The following is a 22563-nucleotide window of genomic DNA, read 5'->3' as shown; positions in this document are numbered from 1 at the left end:
GTATACACGCCTTGCTCTAATTATTTGGATAACTGCTCAACTGCTGCTTTCAGGAATTCAATACGACTCCAGGCCGGACCACCTTCAGCCAATGGATCAATGACATTAACAAAAGCATGATTTTCCTTCAGCGCAGTTGTCTTCTGGATAATCGGGTTGTTCTGTAGATCTGTCAGGGCATTCGGGGTGTCGGAGTTCTCGGATGTCTCAAATTGTACAAACACATAATCCGGGTTCATCTCTGCAAACTTCTCTACCGAAAGTGCTTCCTGTGCTTTGGCTGCCTGAATCTCGGCCGGAACCTGGAATCCAAGGTCTCCATACAGAATCGGATTCACAAAGACAGACTCAGGATACACATACATTTGTCCGTTACGAATACGTACTGCCAACACCTTTTTGTTTTCCAGTTTGTCCCCAAGTTCAGCCTGGGCAGTAGTCAAAGCAGCCTTATACTGTTCAATTTCCTGTTTGGCCTGTTCCTGTTTGCCTGTCAGCTCAGCCAGTAGATTAAGGTTCGACTCCCAATCCGTAGCAATATGAGACACCTGAATAAATGGCGCAATTTTGCTTAACTGCTCGGCCACTTCAGGTTTAAACTTCGTAGAACCCAGGATAATATCCGGTTTCAGGGACAGAATGGTCTCAAAGTTAGGCTCAATCTTCTGCCCAATGGACTCAGCTTGATCCGTGATAGAAGCATACATCTCCGGGAATTCGCCGCCAAAAGTAATAGCCCCTACCGGATGTACATCAAGAACCAGTGCATCCTCCATGGCTTCCATGGAACCGGTAATTACCATACGGTTAACCTCTGTCGGAACCGTGTACTCCTGATCTAAGTATTTAATAGTTCTTGTACCTTCAGCTGCCTCAGCTGTATCCGTTTCATTGGTCGTCGCCGTTGTTCCAGTCGAGGCCGAATTCTCCGCAGTCCCTGACGCGTCCTCTTTATTGGCGCACGCTCCCAATACAGCGAGCATACATATCATTACCAAACATAACCCCAATTTCTTTTTCATCTCTGGTGATCCCCCTTCAATTTCGATTATTCTAATTGAGAATAATAATCATTATTGAATGATAAACAAGATTGACCGACAGAACCATGGACTCTGTCCTGAATCTCTATGGATTTTTCACCGATAGCGATCCATCAGATCGTCCAGGATGCGTTCGTTGGCGAGGGGCGAGTTCTCAAGCCAGGGATCAGCCGGGATGATGAACAACCGGTTATTCTGAACAGATTTTATATTTTGCCACAAGGAGGTTTTCTGCACATCCTCCCAGAAGGATAACGTCTCACTCTCCTGACATACCATCAGAAATATCCAATCCGTCTGCATTTCATCCAGTTGTTCCAGCGTAATCGGCTCGTTATATATCTCCCCTTCCTCACTGACATGAGCTGGTTTGACTGCCAAATCTCCATATAACACTTCCAACATGGATGGTGAACAATAACGTGTGAACTGATGTTTTAACAAACGGACAACGACTACCTTCTCGTTGCCAAGCTTTTGATGCATCATCGTTTTGACCTGGTCCGCCTTATGATCATAAGTTTCCAGCCAACTCTTGGCATCCTGCTGTGCCCCCAGTTGTTCAGCCAGAATCTGAAGCTGTGAACGCCAGTTGTGATCTGAGACCGTGAGGTAATGAACCGGCGCAATACTTTCAAGCTGTGCTTTCTCCTCAGGTCGCAAGTGGTCGTAACTGATAATCAGGTCAGGCTGATGCTCCTGCAGAGCCTGAATTTTGGATTGCCATTCCATGTCAATCCGATAGGCACTCAGATGTACAGGGATGTCCTTGCCATACATTCGATAATAATACGATGTCCATTTCGGGTGCAGCGGTGCCGCATAGGGAATCATGTTCAGGGCCAGCAAATGTCCTGTAATCGCAATGTGATAGGCGGCAATTTTACGGCGGCGGCTGTTCATATATACCGAAGGGGATATTCCCATGGCTTTTTTAAATTTGCGACTGAAGTAAAATTCGTCGTGATATCCAACCTGATGAGCAATATCCCGCAGACGCATTTCAGTACCGGCCATCAGTTGTTTTGCCCGGTTAATGCGGAGTGAAGAAATATAATCAGTTGTACTCATTCCATATCTTCGCTTGAACAGGTCCACATAATATTTCGGACTCAGCCCGGCCATGCCTGCCAGATATTCCACGGTTAGATTCTCATTGGAATGCTCATCGATATAATCTTTGGTACGCTGGATCATCATCTGGGAATCTTCCTTGAGCGGAGGTGATGCTTCTGTAAGGCTTGCGAGTAATTGGAGAAATTGCACATGTGCCTGAAAATGTCCCATGGCCCTGCCACTATGCCACAGGTTGTGTATTTCTTCGCACATAAATGAGAGCTGAACGGTTGGTGACACCGCCAGCTCCTTGCCAGATCTGAACATCGGGGTATCTTTAACCACATGTAAGGTGTCAGGATCATCATGCAGCTCTTGATAAAGGTCAAACCGCATGATCGTTACTTCGGCTCCTTCATCTCCGAAAGAAGTCAGGCCAAAAGTGGATTCGGGTACACAGGAATATACGCCTTGTGCATGGATATGGATAGACCCCCGATCCAGTGTCAGTAAGGCTTCACCACCTGTGACCAAGACAAGCACATAAGACGAGGTATGCTGCTGGGGAATGTTCCAGTCTGAAGTGGATTTCATTTTCTCCATGTCACGCAATTTTATAGTCAATCTGTCGAGTGGATACGTGGAATCCACTTCTTGATTAGGGTATAAGTTAGGGGAAATCATCTATTTATAGGCCTCCATTTGATAACCATTCTCAATAACTATCATCAGTATATCAAATTTTCAGAGACCCCCGCATCTACTAGTTCTTTCATGATGGTGCTCAACCCGATCAATCTCTGGATGCAAATCGCAGTACTCTGCTGATCAACACAGGCAATACAGAGATGTGACCTTCATCTTCAAAACAGATAAAATCAGCACGGACTCCACTTGCATCGGCATGGTTCAACCATTCGGTAAATGCTCGGGAACGTTCAATCACCCCGCTGGGATGACTCCCCTCCAGTTCTCCTGCTGCAAGTAAAACGTGAATTTCCATACGATTATCCAGCATACGGGAAGCAAACGTCTCTTGCTGCCGGGCGATCCAGGCCGAGTTCCAATGAAGAGACGGACTACCTGCAATGTAATTTCGGTATGTTCCCGGACGATCTAGTAACAACTGCAAAACAAATAATCCGCCCAGCGAGTGTCCCACAACGGACTGTCTGCTCCGGTCAATGGCATAGCGTCGTTCAATGTCCGGCTTCAATTGTTCCTCGATAAATTGGGTGAATGCTTCAGCGCCGCCATGGTCCGGCCAAGTTGCTCCGTCCGGTCTCCGGGGTAATTCATCTTCGGGAACCGACATCATAAAATCATAGTGCCTGTCCTGTGGAAAGGGTTCCCGGACTGTATACCCCACGCCAACAATAATTGCTGGCGCAACCCTGGTCTTCTCCGGGCGTAAAGATTGTATACGCATGGCCTCAACCATCGTACCAAACACCGCATTGGCATCCAGCAGATAGATCACGGGATATCCGGAAGCTGGCGGGGCGCTCTCCGGCACCCAAACTCTGATCTCGTACTCTCTTTTGGTCTGTTCTGCACGCATGCGGTAAAAGGTTGTTCCCGGCAAAGTTACCTCCGGTTCTGTTCCGTCATGTCTCATCACTTGTTTCAATGAAGTATTCCTCCTGGTTGCTACGGCTTTAGTCTCCGATTATATCCAAGGTCGGTCCGGCCTTCCATGGACGAATCACCCATTTCCATATGGAAAATGCACCGCTTCATTGCACGCATGGCTTTTCCATTTCCATGAAAGAATAAAGCCGGCCCCCTTGACGGGGTAACCGGCTCTGTTTTGTTTTGCTTTGTATTGTATTGTAGGGTTCTGTTTTTCCATAAAACATGTCCGTCGCTTTAATGCTATTTGAGACCTGTTGTAGCAATACCACGAATGATCTGCTTCTGAAAACACAGAAAGAGAATGATCAATGGCAGAACCGAAAGTGTTGCTCCAGTCATAATCTGCACCCAGTTGCTGCTGTCCTTAGCCTCGCTGGAGAAGAAAGCCATCCCGACCGGAATCGTAAACATCTCCTCACTCTGTGTAATAATGAGCGGCCAGATGAATGAATTCCAACTGCCCAGGAATGTCAGAATGCAGAGGGTGGCGAACGCTGGCCTTACCAGCGGAACAGCGATCCGAAGGAAAATGCCCCATTCTCCCATGCCATCAATTCGTGCCGCGTCCAGTAATTCCGAAGGAAGGGATTCCATGAATTGCTTCATTAGAAAAATGCCAAACCCGGATATTAAACCTGGAAACAGAATACCCCAGTACGTATCCATGCCGTTGAAACTACTGGATACAAGATACCATGGAATAATCAGCATTTCAGTCGGCACCATTAATGTACTCAGAATGAGTACAAAAATAACCTGTTTCCCCCAGAACGTAAATTTAGCCAGAATGTATCCCGTAATGGAATCAAATACGCAGACGCTCACGGTGGCAATGACAGCTACATATAAACTGTTCAACATCCAGCGGGGAAATGGGGTTCCCTGAAAAATAGCCGCATAATTATCCCATGTGAACCTGGAAGGGATCAGACTCAGAGAGTAGATTTCATCCAGCGTCTTGAACGACGTCGATATCATCCATAGAAACGGAAACACCATCAATCCAAGTCCGAGCGTAAGTAAACCATAACTGATCAGTGACCCGGAATGATTCCAGCGGAGCGTTGTTCGGGTATCGGCCCATGCGGCAGATCTGCTCATGCTTGAAAAGCACCCTCCTTTCCTTTTACTCCTGTTGAAAACGGCTGCCCAGCACTTTAAGCTGAACCAGTGTCAGCATGAATATGATGACAAACAGAATGACGGTGGCTGCCGAGGCCAGGCCCATATCAAAACTCTTGAAAGCCAAATTGTATATATGAAGCACGACAGATATGGTGGAGTCCAACGGCCCGCCTCCTGTCATATTAAGCACCTGGGTAAAGGATTGCAGGAACCCGATGCTTGCCATGACGACGGAGAGGAGCATGACCGGGTTCAACAGAGGGATCGTAATATGCACAAAGCGCTGCCAACCCGTGGCTCCGTCTATGGCAGCCGCCTCATAATACAATTTGGGGATGTTTTGCAGACCCGCCAGGAAAATGAGCATCTGAAATCCGATATTTTGCCATACCATCACCGCAATAATCCAAAAGATGGCCTGTGTGGGCGAATACAGGAAAGATTGCGGCCCAAGGCCCAACTCTATAAATAGAGCATTTACAATCCCGTTCTTCATCAGCAGCCACCGGAATATCCAGCTTACCGCCACTACACTGGTTACATACGGGATAAAGTAGGCCGTCCTGAACAATCCGCGCAGCTTCACCACTTGCTGGAGAAGAAGAGCCACGATTAATCCGGCAATTAACTGTGCAGGCACTCCAACAACGACGTAGATTCCTGTGTTCACCAGCGACTTGAGGAATAGAGGGTCACTTAGCAATGTCGCATAATTATCAAAGCCCACAAAGGGTTTATCCGGTGACAGCATGCCCCATTCGCGAAAGCTTACGTTAAAGGAATACAGAATCGGTAAGATGCGGATGACTACAAAATAGATCAGCGGAATCAACAAACCGCCATAAATGAATAACCGCTGTTTATGTCTGTAATTGAGTCTTCCAATTCCCGATCCGAACCATAAACGCCGTTTCGGCCGCGAAGGGATCACCCCGGTAGTCCTCATAGCTGCGCAGCCTCCTTGAATGAGAACTTATTTTTTCTTATCCTGTTTCGCCCAGTAGTCGTCATAGAGCTTCTGGGTTTTGGTCACCAGATCATTGAAAGCCTGCTCTTCCGGCACATGATTAAGCAGCACCTCATCCACAGCGTTCACAAACAACGTACGCTCCTGCGTCTCATCAATGAAGAAGTGGGCGTTGGCATCGTTCAGTTGGGAGATAAAAGGGCCAAGCAGCGGGTCATTCACATACTTATCCTGAAGAGCAACTTCTTTCTGTGCGGGAAGTTCACCGACCTTCTCCACCCATTGTTCCTGAACGCCCTTGCTGATCAAAAACTGTAAAAAGGCCGTAGCTGCTTCCAACTTCTCTCCGGTAACATTGGCTGGAATCGCATTAGCCCAGAATGAAGCCTGTGTGGATTTTCCTTTATAACCCGGCAGCGGTGCGACAGCAAAATTCAAATCGGGAGCGTCTTTTTTGATAGATCCCAATCGATATGAACCATCCACATTAATTGCGGCATGGCCCGTTTTGAATGCATTGGCATCATCGGTGTAAAAGCCGTTAATGCCCACTTTATGCACGGTTGCAAAATCAACCAGATACTTGAATGCTTCAAGCCCTGCGGGGGTATCATTCCACAGGATTTTCCGACGATCCTCGCTCGTATCTTTGCCTCCCGCTTGATATAACAATCCGTCTCGGAACCAGTGATGAAGCTGGGAACCTGGTTCCCATGCGAAACCCTCTGTCACCAACTGCCCATTTTTGTCCGTTTCCGTTAATGCCTTGGCATCCGAGACAAGCTCTTCCCAAGTCGTAGGCGGTTTGTCCGGATCAAGTCCAGCCTTGGTGAACAAGTCCTTGTTATAAAACAACCCCAGCGTTCTCACGCCTGTAGGCAGAGCATAGTAGCTTCCATTTAATTTCGCTGTATCTACAAAAGGGAAAAATGCCTCGGCGATGCCCGGAAAGCTGCTTTCCGGCAACGGCTGTAAATAACCGGATTGCACATATTTGGGCAACCAGCCGTAATACAGATTGATGACATCCGGTCCTTTTCCAGCGGGAACCAGTGTAGCTACCTTTTGATTGTACTGGTCGTACGGAAAATTGGTTTGTTTGACTTTGATGTTGGGATGTTCCGTCTCGAATTCCTGGATTAAGGTATTGATCAGTTCAACCTTGGCTGGAAATTCATACTGCCAGTACTCAATCGTGATGGGCTCCGTCTGATCACCCGAAGCTGTAACACCTGCTGAACCAGACTCTTCGGATGGCTTGGATGAACAGGCTGTAATGCTCAATAAGAGTAAACCTGCAATCAATAATTGCAGGGTCTTGCTTGGCCTGAATGAAAAATAACCGGATTTCGTCAAGTGAAGCCACTCTCCCCTCTTTTGCAACAAAAGTGTTATAACGTTCTCTATTTCCTTGGCTTACGCGTTGGTGGAACCGACGGCTTTGCCAACAGGCAGCTTCAACAGACGTCTTGCGTTATTTCCGAAGATGAGTTCAATGTCCGCTTCAGGGAAGCGAAGTTCACGACATACCCGGACCTGATCCTGTAAATAACGATAGGGATAACCACGCGGAAATCCGCTCGCATCCGTTCCAAAGATGATTCGCTCTGGACCCAGCAGCTCGTATGTTTTGCGGAATAACGTCTCCAGGTTCAGCTCGTAGGGCATCCAACGTACCCACTGATTGGAACCCGAGGTGTCGATGTATACATTAGGGCAGCTCCAACTTAGATGCAGAAGCTCCTGGAAATACCCTGCGCCAAAATGAGGGATGATGAACGGAATATCCGGATAGGCACGGGCTGTATTAAAGATGGCAAGCGGATTGATGTTGGGATGATGAACGATGCCTCCGGCATGACCAAGCATGCCAAAATGAATCAGGACAGGCAGGCGGCGCTCTGCAAGAAATGCCCACACCGGGTCGAGCGAAGGGGAGTCAAAGGGAATCTGGGTGAGGGGACCAAACAACTTATATCCTCGCAATCCGAGCTCATCAACTGCCCTACGCAGCTCGATGGATGCATCTTCATTTTCAATGGGATGATAGGCGAATCCGGTAAACCGATCCGGGTATATGGATATTTGTTCAGCCAAGTTATCATTATCCAGAGCCGTCAGAAAGTTAAGTCCAGCAATATTGTATTTGTCCAATTCCTCTACCCACCGTTCGATTAACGGCCGCGCAGCTTCCTCTCCCTGCTCCTCCACCGCCGGGAAGTCCCAGGTTAGTCTCATTCGCTCACTGCGTTCCTTGCCATATCGCGTCACCAACTCATGGTTTTTATATGAGGAAAGCAAAAGTTTATAAGGCAGATGGGCATGGATGTCAAAAACTCGAAAGTCGGGATTGGAGAACATTGATTTTGCTCCTTCCATTTAGATTCTGTTAAGCCAGCCGTTTAGAATTAAATCCAGTTTTGCATCTACAGAACGGAGTTTATTAGTGGTATCGAGACTCCATTGTTCCTGTGTGCCGAGACGGAGCGCTTGGGCCTCCAATGCTCTTGCCACTTCTTCCGGATTGGGTCCACCACGCACATGCCGAATGTGTACAAAATGCTCGGGAGATATTGCTTCCTCTAATTGCTCATAGGTTAGGGCAAGCGGCTTGGCGGCAATTTCCTGTACCGCTGTGTTCACAACCTCCCAGTTCAATCCCGAAATAGAAATACCAGATTCCGTCAGCTGTGTTACAATCCGGCTTACGATGGAATGAGCTTGTCGAAACGATAATCCTTCTGTGCGGACCAGCGTATCTGCAAGTTCGGTAACCATGGCAAAACTACGCTCTGCCCGTTCACGCAGCAATGACACATTGATCTTAAGGGTATCCATCACTTCGGACAGCAAGCGATATACGGATTCAAGTGTATTCAGACTTCTCCATACATAGGGCTGCATATCATCTTCGGTATCTACAATGTCACCAAAGGGTGTGTTATGCATCATGTTAAGAGCAGTTGCTGCATCCCCTTTGGCACTTGAAAGGAGTGAACGGGCGTGTTCAATCGATACCGGATTCCGTTTTTGCGGCATAATTGAACTAATCTGAACGTAAGGGGCAGCTACAATTAATGCACCATATTCCTGTGTGCACCATAACAGCAGATCCTGAACGAAACGTCCCAGATTGATAGCTGCCAGTTGGGCTACAGAGGCGGCTTCACCTGCATAATCTGCACCGCTGACGGCATCATAGGCATTCTCAATAATGCCATCAAAGCCGAGCAATTCTGCGGTTCGGTCTCGACAGACCGGAAATCCAGAAGTGGTGAGAGCAGCCGCACCAAGACTGCTGCGATTGCAGCCTGTATAGGCGGATTTCAACCGATCGAGATCCCGTTCAAGGGAATCGCTAACGGCACAGATGTAATGGGCAAGTGTGGTCGGCTGGGCTTGTTGGGTGTGCGTGTGAGCAATCATGAGGGTATCGATATGACGTAATGCAAATTCCCTTAGGCTTCGGTGTAATGACAGCCCTGAGGAAATCGCTGAGTTCAGCTTCTCCCTCAGCACCATACGATACATGGCGATTCCCATATCGTTTCGGCTTCTGGCTAAGTGCAGATTCCCGACAGAGGGTCCGCCAAGCTTCTCTAGTTCAACTTCGACTTGTTAGAACAAATCTTCAACGTGGGAGGAATACTCGCTCGTTCGGAGCCCATCCACATCCAGACTCTGTACAGCCGAAGCGATGTGGCACGCTTCTTGCTCCGGAATGATGTGTTGTTCACGGAGCATAATTAGATGTGCTTTGTTTACGGCCATCATGGGGTTCAGCAGATGCTGTGTGGCCTGGTTATAGGCGGGTTCAAGTACAATTTCGGCATAGGTTTGACTGGGAAAACCAGACACTTGTGTTGGATTCGTTGACGTTGACTTCACCTTCCTTGTTCTTCATCTGAATATACAGAGATCTGAAATGCCGACTAATCAGGTCGGAATGTTTAGTTCAAAACTCTACCACTATTTTGGTATACATACAACTTTATCCTTAATCAAAATTTTCTATTGTTGTATCGGCTTTCTCTATAACCTGTTCTATTGACTGCCGTAGATTTGAAGACTAGATTATCCTGTATAAGATTGGTCTCTGAAAAATAAGCGGAAGGAGGGATGGTTATATCACATTCCTATGATGTCATTATCGTTGGAGCCGGATCGATGGGCATGAGTGCAGGTTATTATCTTGCGCGCAGTGGATTAAAAACATTACTGATTGATGCCTTTGATCCTCCGCATACGGAGGGCAGCCATCACGGAGAACCACGGCTTATCCGCCACGTGTACAGCGGGGGACCTGACTATATAGCGATGGCACTTCTGGCGCAGGAACTGTGGGAAGAACTGGAGGATACTACCGGGGCCAAATTGCTTGTACCTTCGGGCGTCTTGAATATGGTTGACCCGGACATCCATTCTTTTCATAATCGTTTAACCCATGCTGACGATGCGGGGATTCGATATGAAACCTTGCGCGCAGCCGAAATCATGAAACGCTGGCCAGGCATTGAAGTCCCTGAACATTACAAGGGAATGTATGAGCCTGATGCAGGTTATTTATTCAGTGAACGCTGCGTGCTCGCCTTCCGTCAGGCAGCCGAAGCATCGGGTGCCACTCTCTTAACGCACACACGTGTGGAACATATCGAGTGCAGCGCAGATTCTGTTGGAGTCATCACATCTGCTGGCGAGACGTATTATGCGAACCAGGTCATTCTCAGTGCCGGAGCATGGTTTCAGACGCTGAAACCGTTCGTGAACCTTCCCATTCGAGCTGTACGCAAAACCGTGGGATGGTTCGATGCACCGGAGGCATTGTTCGCCGAGGATCACTTTCCCGGTTTCACGCTGGCTGGAAAAGAAGGCGGATATTATGGATTTCCGAGCATTGGCGGGTCGGGTCTGAAGATTGGACGTCACGATACGGGGCAGGAGTGGACACCAGGCGGTACACTGGCTTCATTTGGCTCTGATAAGACGGATGAGGGTGATCTGCGGAGATTGCTTGAACTTCGGATGCCTCTGGCAGCGGGAAAGCTGAAGCGTGGTGGGGTATGCAAATACGAGTTCACACCGGATGAAGATTTTATTATCGACCGTCACCCTGCCCATAATCATGTATGGCTGGCAGGTGGATTTTCCGGTCATGGCTTCAAATTCGCAAGTGCAGTGGGCAAAATATTGTCTGACTTGGTGCAAACAGGGCATACGGATCAGGATATTGGACGATTTGCCCTTTCACGTTTTCAATAGAGCACTAGCCCCGGAGAAGGCTGAACTAGTACTGAACGTAAGCTAACTCGATTTGGTGTATCAGGATGAACTCCTTTCTTGAGCCGTGCCGTGTGGCATAGCGCGCCCTACTTCAAGAAAGGAGTATCCTTACCTTAGCAACGTTGAATCATTCTAAAGCGAGAGCAGTCCGCGCAATGAATACTCTCCTTCTAATTCACTTTAACCAAACTCCAGTGCTGATTGGCTCCTCCATTGTCTGCCCATTGAATGGTCGAGGCACCGGCGGTTGTGGAGCTCTGGTTGATATCAACGGTTAAGCCGCTATTGCGATTCACGAGCACAAGATATCCTCCGACATCCACCGGTAACCATTGTTGATTGTTGCCCCCGTTATCCTGCCACTGAATCAAGGCTGCTCCTCCTTGAGTAGAGCTCTGATTCACATCCAGCAGCAGACCACTGCCTACGTTACGGATCTTATAATAACTGTTGCCCGCAGACTCCAACTTCCATTGTTGGTTTGCTGCGCCATTGTCGTTCCACTGGATGATCGTTGCACCCCCGGCAGTAGAAGCCCCATTCACATCCAAAGCGAGACCACTGTTCCGATTGATCAGCTTATAGATCGCCCCGGATTCATATCCTGTGCTGCCATTATACGTCGCGCCGGATATGACATAGGTCGTAACCGAGCCCGCTTTGGCGGTCGCTGTAAACTTTTTATTCTGAATGTTGATGTTGGTCAGTTGCTGCAACTTCTCCGTAGAGGAGGTCCGGTGCACTTGAGCAGACGATCCAACACTTGTAAACTGACTCAAATCATACGTCACCGTTGTATCACTCGAATCCGAATTGGTAGTCACCAGCACCACTTTACCTGAAGTAGCATCATAGGCAGCAAGCGTATTGGCATCACTCATGCCGATGATCTTATAACCAGGACGAATAAACTTGCTGTAGTTGCCCATGACATAATATTTCTGATTCACGGTGTAGCTGGTCGTTTGCGTGTTATTCAGTACGTTTTTGAAAAATCCCCAGCCATCTGCACTATCTACGGCCTGCCAGTACACCCACGCACTCGCCCCCATGTTGCGTATATCCTTAAGGATCGTGCGTGACATCGTTAGTCCGCTGGCATCCCCGTCTCCATATTCTGAGGTCCAGAGATGTTTTCCCGCTGAAGTCGCTGTATTCCGCAATGATGCACGATTGCTTCCGCCATAGGTATGTGTGTTAATCTGACTGATCGCAGACTTCACTGCACTGCTGTAACTGTTGAAGGAAGTGGTTGTGTCATCCAGACTGTATTCTTCTGGCGCGCTCAGCTTCGTGGACAATCCCTTTGCTGTAAGTGAAGATTGCACCTGGCTCAGAATCGTGTTCTGATCTGCCCGATCAAAGTGCATGCCCTCCTGATCGTTGCCCTGCTTCCACCAAGTGGAGATGGGTTCATTGAGCGGCGTTACGGTGTCGAACGTGATGCCCCAGTTATCTCTGAAATGCTTCACGACCTCTGTGAGATAATCAGCAAAATCATCATAGTAATCGGGCTTGAGATTGTTGCCACCATTCGCGGCACCGGACACATTTCCACTAATGGTCATCCAGTAAGGTGCCGAGTTCGCAAAGGCTTCAAAGACGTTGACTCCATATGATTTGGCGGCTTGGAGCATATAGCGCTGATTGGCATCTGCATTCCAGTCATACACACCCGGGGAAGGCTGATATCCCGGCACGGCTTTGCGATATTCCAGCACATTCGATGAAGGATTATCGCCGCCTCCAATGTTGTAACGCAGGACGTTTAGACCTAGTCCGGTTGTTGGGCTAAACATCTTTTCCACATACTCATCCCGGTTGGAGTACTCTCCGACCACTTTGCCCCACCAGGCAAGGGATGTTCCCCAACCTTCGATAGTCTGATATTGCTTCGAGGGATCAGCCGTGGCTGTATAAGAACCCGCGGCGGATGCCTCTGTACCCAAGCTCCCTGTTATAAGACTTCCTGCCATTAGCAGGGTGCCCAACCGTTTCAACCATTTCATTCGATTCACTCCTTCTAAAGTAAAATGAGTTCAGTTTCTTGAGATAAAATGAGTTCAATTTCAATGGAAGAATCCAGAAGATTACTGTGCAATCTCTCGGAAGGTCGCGTCTGACTTATCGAGTGCGGTAACGACAGCTTCCAATTTCAGCACATTATTGTAATGCCTCAGATACAGGTTCGGGTTACTAAACGAGGCGTACGATGTCCAAGCGGCGTTAGCAAGTCCATTTACACGTTTGAACGTGGCATCATTTCGAAACGTAGCACTGTCGTCATTTTTCACCAGTGTGATGTTGCCATTATTATTGCGCAGGAAATAGCCTGGATAATTCATGGCCTCAAACGAAATTCCTGTGGCATTCTCCAGCCCGGGAACGATGCGAAACTGTGCGTCCTCTGCGGGACTGACACTGGCATCGATTCGGGCCACATAGTTATAATGGCGAATATAGCTGCCTGGAACATTATAGGACTCCAGCTTGCGGATATCGCCAGGCTGCCCGCTTTCTTTCAACACGGTCATGTGCCGAACCAATCCGGTCAGACCGGCAAGCTCCTGCTTTGCACTCCAGGTCTGAAACCCGTCAGCAGAGTCGCTGTAATAATATTTTTGTGTAGAGTAACCGTCAAAATAGATTCGCCAGGAGCCGGTATCCAGTTGGACAAGCGCAGGTCCCTCTACCCAGGAACCCCATCCTGCCCAATCCCCTGTCCCTTTGAATGTGTAAGGTCCAGTGAGGGAAGTAGCTGTAGCATATTCGATATACTTGGTGGTTTCATTCTTGGTGAATGCGTGATAGGTTGAGCCGGTTTTAACGATGAAGGTATCGATGTAGTTGGGTGCAATGCCTGCAAGCTCTGTGGCAGCAGACCATGTTGTGGAAGACAGCGTTGCATTGGTCGCTGTGATAACATAAGGTTTGAAGTTCTCATAATTGCCTGGGGAGATGGACACGATGATGTTCAGACTGCCGTTGCTGTCTTTGAACCATTCCGGTGCCCAGGTATGTGCAATCGTGGTGGGTGCAGATAGGGTAATATTGCGGACAAACGTCCAATTCACCTTATCTGTGCTTGATGCGATGCCGATCGTATTACCTGACCAGTTCGTGGTATAAACGACATAATACAGCCCATCCGTATGCTTCATGATGCTGGGATCACGGATCAGATTGGCCGGGGGTGTATAGGCAGGCCCTTTAAGCAAACCGTAATTAGTCGCATTGGGATTCATAGATATACAGATTGGATTCGCTCGTATTGGTAAAAGCCGAAATCGTGTAAACACTTGTTGCTGCTCTGGCTGTATTCGGGAATAACGTGATGAATAAAAGCAATGCTCCAAGCAGCATGATCATGCCGGACTTACAAGTTTTGAATAATCTTGTACTCCATCTTTTCCTTGTGAACATGGGTCATCTCCTTATCGAAAATGTGGGACAGGCATACCATTTGCCAAACATCACCCCCTTCACAGAACACGTAGCCCACAACGCCCTCAATATGTAAACGGTTTCAATAAAAGATACTAGCTATTCTCGTCGTCCATTCACCGTGCAAGAGCTGCCCGGAGATTCAGAATCTATAGATCCAAACATCCGAGCAGTCTCCGCAAAGAGAATAAATACGACGAGCTAGAACAGGACACGACTGATCAGAACAGACCCGATTCCCTTGCACGTACAATGAAAAGAAGATCTATTCGACCACAACCCATGGATACTGGGACAAGTTATCATACAAGAAACGCACCCGTTCTGGCGTTCGGCCTTCCTCATCAAATAACAGCAATTCATTCTCATCCTGCAGCCAGGATAAAGGAATTTTGTAATCCTCTTGCGGACCGATCTGCCAATAACGTCCCAGATGGTGCCCGTTCAGATGAAGTGTTCCCTTGCTCATCCCGGTAAGACGAAGCATCAGGTTCATTCGGAAATGTTCGGGCACGGCTGATTTGGAGAAACGCCAGCGGTACCAGACAGGTTGACCGTACGAACCATTCTCCACCGACATGGCATTCCAATTGCCACTATGATCCGCATCCTGCCGATAGGTTTCGAGATGACCTGAGACGTTCGGTGGCTCATATAATTCCCATTGTCGTGGAAGCAAGGCATCCGTACCTGCCATGCGCCAATCCTTCAACTCATCTTCACTCCGGTACAGGATCAGTTCCAGCCGATTCAGCGGCGTTCTGCTATAAGGCATCTCCAGCGTATTGACCTCTCCGGGCCGCAAATAAAGGGAAAGATCCAACGTGTTAAACGAAAACCAGTCCTGATACCCTTCCATTGGCACATCCATGCCATTAAGCCGCAATCCTTGGCTCACCGCTCCAACGAGAATCGCACGGTCCATACCATCCAACGTAAAGCTTCTGCTCAGAAGCGGGGCATCCTCAAGATAATTCACTTCATCGAGATGCACCGCCCCATGCTCCGCATGCCAATTCCGGCGGATGTCCTGAGCGGAACCACCGATGTACACCGATCCTGCTAGACCTTTGCTTTCACTCAAATATGGAGAAAAATTTAGCCTGCCCATATGCTGTACCAGCACCTGTAGTGTATTCTTTCCTTTCGTCGTCTGCACCTGAACACCCGCTGCACCAACTTGACGAACCAGTGCCTGCACTACACGATTGACATATATTCTGGCCGTATCCTGAAGGTCCGGCAGAATAAGGGTGGTGATTCCATCCACCGAACGGTCGAAATCGCACTCGTATAATAGATACCCGAAATCTTGTCCGTACTGGGAAAAATGCTCTGGTTGACCACTCGAAGCACGCTGTTCCGCTGTTAATGACACACGAGACAACTCGGGGGAATCCGACAGTTTCGGTGGCATAGGCAGCGTGGTGAAAAGATCATGCTGAATTGCTGCGGATGACTCCTGAACATGTTCATCCTGCATGCCGCTCTGTGAATCGTTTGCTTCTCCGTATAAGAACTCATGTCCAGTCAACGTCCGTTCACCATCTGCCCAACTGCCGAGAAGCAACATATTCCGATTCGGATCAGAGATCATACCTGTGACCTGCCCGGATAGGGAGACATCTACATCATCGAATCCGATTGCGTAACGCAGCTGATTTGTCTCTCCCCCTCCTTTGATTCTCCACGTGCGATCCATCGTTTCCTTGTCCAGAACCACGAACCGAATGGGGATACCACTTGCCTCCAGATGAATGATGCCTGGCTCACGGAAATGTACCAGTTCGAAGCGATAGGCTCCATTTAACGGATCACGTTCAACCAGTACCTGCATGCTACTGCCCTGTACATTCAAGACGTTCGTCTCCAGTTCCACAACTGAACGCTGTCCCGCCTCCGCAACGATGAACAGGGTCAATTCTCCATTCACCACTTCATTGCCCGTAATCATCGCGCCACCTGTCAGGTATACATTCTTGGCAATCTCTACCCTGTCAAGTATCGGGATAATCTGCCCTGGGTTCAGGGCAACGGGAAGTGTCCGGCCTTCCTCCAGCGTGACGTGAAACGTCTCACGCTCATCCTTGTGACTCTCCAAGAACCATATCTTCTCGCTGCCTTTAGACCTGCCTCGTACAGAAACGCCTTGCGGATGACGTACCTTGATCTGCTCTGCTGGTACTTCCTCCGTCTCTATCAGCAATGCGCCAAACGCATGGACAAAATAGGATAACTTCTTCGCTACAGCATACTTGGCCGTTACCCGCCCGTACTCGTTCAGCGGCGCATCATAATCGTAGGAGGTAATCATGAAAATATCGCTGCTGCCCACGGTTCTGCCACCATATCCGCCAAAGTTGGTGCCGCCGTAGAACATGTAATGACTGATTCCGGTATAGCCGGTGCGAAGAATTTCCATCATGCGTTTCTCAAACAGTGGCGCCGTCTTCTGAATGGCAGAAGGCCCACCCCAATTCTCGAACCATCCCGTCCAAAATTCCGTAACGATCTTCGGTGTATCCGGCTGTTTCTCCCGCAGCTTCGCATAATGACCGTCAGCACCTGACCAGAAGTTGGCCCCTTCAATCGTGCCCTCCGCGCCACCTACACAGGTGATAAGCGGAACGTCAATCCCTCGCTGAAGCAGCCCGTCCCGAAGGTGGTTCATATGATTACTTGCTGCTGCATCATCCATCAGATACCCGTATTCGTTCTCGACCTGTACAAGAATAACAGTGCCTCCAGCAGATAGCTGGCGCTCACGAATGATTGGAATGATTCGGTCAAAATACAGATCTACATAATGCAGATAGGCTTCATTATTTTGTCGGAACTTGATTCCCTGCTTCGTTTCCAGCCAATAGGGGAAGCCGCCGAAATCCCACTCTGCGCAAATAAACGGACCCGGCCTCGTGATTACATACATGCCCAACTCTGCACACAGGTCCAGAAAGGCTCCACAATCATTGTCTCCTTCGAACGACCATTGTCCTTCCTCCGGCTCATGCACGTTCCAGGCAAAATAGGTATCAATGCAGTTCATGCCAGCCAGCTTCGCCTTCATCAGAACCTCCCGCCATTCCTGCCTCGGCATGCGGAAATAATGAATGGTAGCACTGTTCAGAAATACTCGTTCTCCATTCATCATGAAGCTGCGCTGATCATAAGTCAGTTCAGATCGAACGCCGTGCTCAGCCCTCGTCTTTGTATTCTTCTCCTGCTCCTGAAGCAAAAGGGATGTTTTCTCTGTCAAAGATAAGCCCTCCTTCTCTGTGTTTGAGTTCATCACTGCGATGACAGAAAATGATAAATTGCTTAACCTTCAGTTCGCCTGCAACGTTACGCCTTCTAATACAACGGTGGTGATGGAATTGTCCGCAGTCGAGACTTCCAGTCCATTGGTGTACACCGGAACATTTTCAAGCTGCTCCATGTTCCGATCCGGTGACGTCTGATAAACCTGTGCTGTAGAAGTACTGCTGTAGTCAAATGCCCCCAGTTCAAATGCTGTGGTTCCGGCAGATAACTCATTGCGGATTACCAGCACCAGCCTTTGATTAGCTGCATCGTATGCGGCAAGTGTTCGCCCATCATCTGTTGGAATAATCGTTGCACCTGGACGGATGAATTTCGTAAACTGGGCCATGCCATAATACTGTTTTGTCATCTCGTACTGCTCTTCTCCATTAAAGTTCGCATGAATAAAGCCCCAGTTATTGTTGGCACCTTCATCTTCAACCGCCTGCCAATACACCCAGGCAGAAGGCTGCATGATTTTCAGATCGAACATGATGCGCTCCGCGAGCTCCTGCACGGAAGTCATGTCCTTGTGACTATGAGGTTCACTGCCACCTGTCCCATACTCGGACATCCACAGTTTCTTGCCATACCGTTCGGCCAACGTACGTAGTTCTTCCATTTTGCTACCATTATAGGAGTGCGTGTTAATCTGGTCGATCACATCAAGCGTATCCTGATCATAGAGGCTGAAATTGTGCACCGTCTCGTCAATGCTATTATCGTCCGCAGCACTGATGAGCGTACCGTCCAGCCCTTTACTTTTGAGCGATGCCGCAACCTTCTTGATAATTTCGGCTTGTTTCTCATTGGTAAAATGACTGCCTTCCTGCATGTTGCCTTTCTTCCACCAATCAGAGGAAGGTTCATTGAGGGGGTCAAGTGTACGGAACGTAATGTCCCACTCATCGCGATAATGCTTCACTACTTCGGTCAGATAATCGGCAAACGCGTCGTACTGATCCTCTCGTAGATTGTTGCTGCCATCCACGGCACCCGTAACCGAGCCGCTAATTGTCATCCAGTAAGGGGGTGAATTGGAGAACGCTTCAGCGATGTTGACCCCACGTTCCAAAGAACCTTGTAATACGGCACGTTGTCCTGCATCTGCCTCCCAATCCCACACGCCGGGTTCAGGCTGGAAGCCGGGAATATCTCCCCCGGGCCGAAGCGCCTTCATGTCGGGATTCTCCTCGCCGCCAATGTTGTAGCGAACAATGTTCAGACCTAGCCCTTTCTCTGCATCAAATACCAGATCCATGACTTCACTGACCTTTGCTTGATCTTTCCATCCTCCAAGATCGTTGGCCCACCACGCCAGCGACGTACCCCAGCCTTCAAAATGATCATAGGATTGCTCCAGCTTCAGACGTATCGGCTCACCTTGGAATGCAAGTGTTTTGGATGATTCATTGGCAAAATGATTGATGATAATCCCTCCTCCTGCAAGGAGCGCGATCAGGGCCACACCCATCAGGATGTAACTCCGGCTACGCCACCTGCGCTGCTTGTGATGATTATTGTTGTCATTGTTGAAAGGGTCCTTGTTGTTATTCATGATTCATGCAGCCCTTTATCCATGTGCGATGTAGACGGTTCTTGCTTTTCAACATTGGCTTCAACACTGCGTTCACCTCCCGTTACTTGATCCCGCTGCTGCCACCACTGATATTCGCTTCGTAGACATAACGCTGTCCTAATAGATACACCAGCACCATCGGAATGGTCAGAAACAGGGAAGCAATCATAACGAGGTTCCATGGCGGCATCTGTCCTCCACCGACCGTGGTCAGAAGCTGAACACCGAGCGCCAGTGGCATTTTCTCCGGATCATTGATGTAAATGAGCGGCCCCATGAAGTTCCCCCAGTTATAGGAAAACGAGAAAATGGCGATGGCTGCAAGTATCGGATAGGTGAGTGGCATAATGATCTTCCAGTAGATTCCCGGATGTCCCATGCCGTCGATCATGGCAGCTTCATCAAGCGACTTCGGAATGCTCATGACGAACTGCCGAATGAGAAATACGTTGAATGCTCCGGCGAAAAAACTAGGCACGATCAGTGGATAGAATGTATTGATCCAATCCAGATGACGGAAGATGATGAACTGCGGCACCATCGTCACCTCGCCCGGAATCATCATCGTGCTAAGCAGTACAATGAAGAGGAACCGACTGCCTCTCGCCTTGATCCGAGCGAAGCCGTAAGATACGACCGATGCTGACAACACCGATCCGATAATGGTAATGACGGTAATAATGACTGAATTTTTCAGATAAGTACCCAGATTGTTATTCGTGAAGATCGTATAGAAATTGGACCATTGGAATTCGAGCGGTATGAAGGTAAAGGCTGATTTTACGGTTGTAGCGTCACTCGCCAGTGCGATGGAGATCATGTACAGGAAAGGGGAAGCAAGCAGCACCCCAACCAGAATCAGAAAAATGTAAGATATCGTTTTCTCTACAGTGGATGGATTACTCATTTGCTTTTCCCTCCTCGTAATGCACCCATAGCGCCGACGAACGGAACACAACCAGGGTGAGCGCCATGATGATGATGAACAGCACCCAGGCAATGGCCGATGCATATCCCATTTTGTAGAACTGGAACGCATTCTGGAACAGGTAAGGAACAACCATCTGACTGGCATTGTCCGGTCCACCTGCTGTTACGATGAATACCTGTGCGAACGTCTGGAGCGCCCCGATCATCCCGGTGACAAGATTGAAGAAGATGACGGGAGTCAGCATTGGAAATGTAATATGGAAGAACGATTGCGAGCTCTTCGCCCCATCAATGGCAGCGGCCTCGTACAGCTCCTGAGGAATACCTTTCATACCCGCCAGCAGCAGTACCACGCCGCCCCCGACGCCCCATAGCGACATGAGGATCAAAGCTGGTTTAACCCAGTTTGGATCAAGCAGCCAAGCAGGGCCTTGAATGCCGAAGATGGCAAGTGCCTGGTTGATCAACCCTTCCGTTGGAGCGAGCAAATGGATGAAGAGTAGTGAGCTTGCAACCACCGGAACGACAGATGGCAGATAGAACAGGATGCGGAAGAAGGTAATACCTTTGATTTTTTTGTTGAGGTAATACGCGATCCAGAGCGAGATGGACATGCCTAGCGGAATCGATATTAATGCGTAGAAGAAGGTATTGCCTACGGATTTCCAAAAGATCGGGTCATCAGTCAACAGGTTTTTGTAATTGTCTATACCGATGAATTCAGGAGACTGGAACAGATCCCAATTGGTGAAGCTCATGTAGATGGAAAACAGAATCGGACCCAGGGTAAGTCCAAGGAATCCAATCAGCCAAGGCGAGATGAATATATAAAACCATTTCCCGTCCTTTTTTCTCACGTTAAGCCCTCCCATAACGAAGCGAGCAGACGAAACCCGGATTCATTCATGCCCAATTCCGTCTGTCCCCTGTCGATGCTATTTGTAGATTCTTTCCAGTCCACTCTGAATTTCAGTCACGGTATCATCCAGTGAGGCTTTATTGTTGAAGTAGACACCCAGCTTGTCGTTAATGAGCTTCATCATTTCATTCCATTGCGGATTGAACGGCTCGGCGTAAATGGTGGACTCGCTGAAAGCAGCCATGTTGATTTTCTTGCCGCCATATTCTGCATTCAGGAACTCATCGCTGGACAGGCCTGCTTTCGTTGCTGGAGCATCCTGGCCCGCTTTGATCATTGGTAATTGTGCTTCTGGTGTAGTCAGCGCCTCTATGATTTTGAATGCCTCTTCCTTATGTTTGGACGCGTTCGTAATCGTAAAGCCATTGAAGAAAGCGTTGGTCTCTCCCCATATCGGAGAAATGTCCCAATTGATGCCTTCCACCTTGGCAAGTGAACCGATATTCCAGAATCCCGTCGTCTCCATAGCAATCTTGCCTTGGGCGAACAATGGGTCAGCACCGATATTTCCCATGTCGGCAATCTCCGTTGGCGTTGGTCCCACACCATGGGTGAAGGTCAGATCATTCATGAATTGCAGTGCTTTACGTACAGGTTCGGTATTGAAGGTAGGTTTGCCGCTCTCATCGAACAGGGAGCCACCGTTTTGGTAGATCAATTGCATCCATTGCGGCCACCAGCTGCCTGGGTAGTACCCCCATTGAACCGTTTTGCCATTCTCCTTCACTGTCAGCTTCTGAGCAGCGGCGAGCAGGTCTTCCTGCGTCCATTCCTTGGTCGGGTATTCCACCCCGGCCTTGTCGAACAGGTCTTTGTTGTAAAAGAGTACCATCGCGCCTGCGCGGTCAGGCATTCCGAACTGTTTACCATCGAATTTCATCAGGTTGGCGATGTCGTCAGAATAACGCTCTGACATGTTCACATTGTTGGCCTGGATCATATCATCCAGCGAAACAATTTGGTTTTTGGAGGCGTACGCCTGATAGTTCTCGGCAATCATCATGATGTCTGGTGCGGTTCCTCCGGCGATCATCGTCTGAACCTTTTGATCATAGTCCCCGGCAACGACGTTCAGTTTCACATTAATATCGGGATAGGTCTGCTTCACAATATCGAGTCTCTCCTGATAAATCTTCTTCTCGTCCTCCGAGCCCCAGATCGTCATGCTCAGATCGACCTTTCCCCCAGCTGCACCGCTGTCACCCTTGCTACAGGCTGTCAGACCCATTACCATGACCAACATCAATAACGAAATGACCTTTAAACTTTTTCTCATACCGTGCGC

16 protein-coding genes and 1 pseudogene are annotated in these 22563 nt (G+C 48.7%); 1 reads left to right on the top strand and 16 read right to left on the bottom strand.

Going from position 1 to position 22563, the window contains the following annotated elements; translation table 11 throughout:
• Positions 1 to 20 precede the first annotated feature (20 nt).
• The 8 genes and pseudogenes from A6049_RS14590 to argH form a co-directional block, all read right to left on the bottom strand.
• Positions 21 to 1022, bottom strand: coding sequence for an ABC transporter substrate-binding protein (locus A6049_RS14590; RefSeq protein ID WP_063565357.1), 1002 nt, complete (start codon positions 1020 to 1022; stop codon positions 21 to 23).
• 117 nt (positions 1023 to 1139) lie between these two features.
• On the bottom strand, positions 1140 to 2783 hold the full coding sequence (locus tag A6049_RS14585) for an AraC family transcriptional regulator (protein WP_063565356.1): 1644 nt from the start codon (positions 2781 to 2783) through the stop codon (positions 1140 to 1142).
• A gap of 109 nt (positions 2784 to 2892) precedes the next feature.
• Positions 2893 to 3717 carry an alpha/beta hydrolase-fold protein gene (locus A6049_RS14580; protein ID WP_063565512.1) on the bottom strand — a complete coding sequence of 275 codons (825 nt, stop codon included), beginning with the start codon at positions 3715 to 3717 and terminating at the stop codon, positions 2893 to 2895.
• Between the two features lie 257 nt (positions 3718 to 3974).
• A complete protein-coding gene (locus A6049_RS14575; RefSeq protein ID WP_063565355.1) occupies positions 3975 to 4835 on the bottom strand; it encodes a carbohydrate ABC transporter permease in 861 nt (286 codons plus the stop codon).
• 25 nt (positions 4836 to 4860) lie between these two features.
• Entirely contained in the window at positions 4861 to 5805 is a 945-nt protein-coding gene (locus A6049_RS14570; protein WP_090953638.1) for a carbohydrate ABC transporter permease, read from the bottom strand.
• A gap of 27 nt (positions 5806 to 5832) precedes the next feature.
• Positions 5833 to 7182 carry an extracellular solute-binding protein gene (locus A6049_RS14565; RefSeq protein ID WP_063565354.1) on the bottom strand — a complete coding sequence of 450 codons (1350 nt, stop codon included), beginning with the start codon at positions 7180 to 7182 and terminating at the stop codon, positions 5833 to 5835.
• Positions 7183 to 7242: 60 nt separating this feature from the next.
• Positions 7243 to 8187 carry an amidohydrolase family protein gene (locus A6049_RS14560; RefSeq protein WP_063565353.1) on the bottom strand — a complete coding sequence of 315 codons (945 nt, stop codon included), beginning with the start codon at positions 8185 to 8187 and terminating at the stop codon, positions 7243 to 7245.
• Between the two features lie 18 nt (positions 8188 to 8205).
• Positions 8206 to 9714: pseudogene (gene argH, locus A6049_RS14555) on the bottom strand (argininosuccinate lyase).
• A gap of 231 nt (positions 9715 to 9945) precedes the next feature.
• Between argH and solA the strand changes: the two are divergent.
• Positions 9946 to 11085 carry an N-methyl-L-tryptophan oxidase gene (solA, locus tag A6049_RS14550; RefSeq protein ID WP_063565352.1) on the top strand — a complete coding sequence of 380 codons (1140 nt, stop codon included), beginning with the start codon at positions 9946 to 9948 and terminating at the stop codon, positions 11083 to 11085.
• A gap of 191 nt (positions 11086 to 11276) precedes the next feature.
• Here solA and A6049_RS14545 read toward each other — a convergent pair whose 3' ends face one another.
• The 8 genes from A6049_RS14545 to A6049_RS14515 all read right to left on the bottom strand — a co-directional run bounded on the left by A6049_RS14545 (position 11277) and on the right by A6049_RS14515 (position 22554).
• The gene (locus tag A6049_RS14545; RefSeq protein ID WP_063565351.1) at positions 11277 to 13115 is read right to left on the bottom strand and encodes an RICIN domain-containing protein; all 1839 of its coding nucleotides are present in this window, start codon (positions 13113 to 13115) and stop codon (positions 11277 to 11279) included.
• A gap of 81 nt (positions 13116 to 13196) precedes the next feature.
• Positions 13197 to 14324: a glycoside hydrolase family 43 protein gene (locus tag A6049_RS14540; protein ID WP_240321405.1), complete on the bottom strand. Its 1128-nt coding sequence runs from the start codon at positions 14322 to 14324 to the stop codon at positions 13197 to 13199.
• Between the two features lie 7 nt (positions 14325 to 14331).
• A complete protein-coding gene (locus tag A6049_RS34065; protein WP_240321404.1) occupies positions 14332 to 14529 on the bottom strand; it encodes a hypothetical protein in 198 nt (65 codons plus the stop codon).
• Between the two features lie 286 nt (positions 14530 to 14815).
• Complete coding sequence (locus A6049_RS14535) at positions 14816 to 17806, bottom strand: beta-galactosidase (protein WP_063565350.1); 2991 nt, start codon at positions 17804 to 17806, stop codon at positions 14816 to 14818.
• 69 nt (positions 17807 to 17875) lie between these two features.
• A complete protein-coding gene (locus A6049_RS14530; RefSeq protein ID WP_240321403.1) occupies positions 17876 to 19408 on the bottom strand; it encodes a glycoside hydrolase family 30 protein in 1533 nt (510 codons plus the stop codon).
• 82 nt (positions 19409 to 19490) lie between these two features.
• On the bottom strand, positions 19491 to 20336 hold the full coding sequence (locus A6049_RS14525; RefSeq protein WP_063565349.1) for a carbohydrate ABC transporter permease: 846 nt from the start codon (positions 20334 to 20336) through the stop codon (positions 19491 to 19493).
• Entirely contained in the window at positions 20329 to 21216 is an 888-nt protein-coding gene (locus A6049_RS14520; RefSeq protein WP_063565348.1) for a carbohydrate ABC transporter permease, read from the bottom strand. Before A6049_RS14520 ends, A6049_RS14525 begins: the two co-directional genes overlap by 8 nt.
• A 78-nt stretch (positions 21217 to 21294) precedes the next feature.
• A complete protein-coding gene (locus A6049_RS14515; protein WP_063565347.1) occupies positions 21295 to 22554 on the bottom strand; it encodes an ABC transporter substrate-binding protein in 1260 nt (419 codons plus the stop codon).
• Between the last annotated feature and the right edge of the window lie 9 nt (positions 22555 to 22563).

Source organism: Paenibacillus sp. O199, from assembly GCF_001636635.1.
Taxonomy (GTDB): Bacteria; Bacillota; Bacilli; order Paenibacillales; family Paenibacillaceae; genus Paenibacillus; species Paenibacillus marchantiae.
This window is presented reverse-complemented; position numbering and strand designations above follow the sequence as displayed.

Bases quoted from the DNA above. Each gene is read 5' to 3' on its own strand.
- A6049_RS14590 (WP_063565357.1), bottom strand. From the start codon at position 1,022: ATGAAAAAGAAATTGGGGTTATGTTTGGTAATGATATGTATGCTCGCT.
- A6049_RS14585 (WP_063565356.1), bottom strand. From the start codon at position 2,783: ATGATTTCCCCTAACTTATACCCTAATCAAGAAGTGGATTCCACGTAT.
- A6049_RS14580 (WP_063565512.1), bottom strand. From the start codon at position 3,717: ATGAGACATGACGGAACAGAACCGGAGGTAACTTTGCCGGGAACAACC.
- A6049_RS14575 (WP_063565355.1), bottom strand. From the start codon at position 4,835: ATGAGCAGATCTGCCGCATGGGCCGATACCCGAACAACGCTCCGCTGG.
- A6049_RS14570 (WP_090953638.1), bottom strand. From the start codon at position 5,805: ATGAGGACTACCGGGGTGATCCCTTCGCGGCCGAAACGGCGTTTATGG.
- A6049_RS14560 (WP_063565353.1), bottom strand. From the start codon at position 8,187: ATGTTCTCCAATCCCGACTTTCGAGTTTTTGACATCCATGCCCATCTG.
- solA (WP_063565352.1), top strand. From the start codon at position 9,946: ATGGTTATATCACATTCCTATGATGTCATTATCGTTGGAGCCGGATCG.
- A6049_RS14545 (WP_063565351.1), bottom strand. From the start codon at position 13,115: ATGAAATGGTTGAAACGGTTGGGCACCCTGCTAATGGCAGGAAGTCTT.
- A6049_RS34065 (WP_240321404.1), bottom strand. From the start codon at position 14,529: ATGTTCACAAGGAAAAGATGGAGTACAAGATTATTCAAAACTTGTAAG.
- A6049_RS14530 (WP_240321403.1), bottom strand. From the start codon at position 19,408: ATGAATAACAACAAGGACCCTTTCAACAATGACAACAATAATCATCAC.
- A6049_RS14525 (WP_063565349.1), bottom strand. From the start codon at position 20,336: ATGAGTAATCCATCCACTGTAGAGAAAACGATATCTTACATTTTTCTG.
- A6049_RS14515 (WP_063565347.1), bottom strand. From the start codon at position 22,554: ATGAGAAAAAGTTTAAAGGTCATTTCGTTATTGATGTTGGTCATGGTA.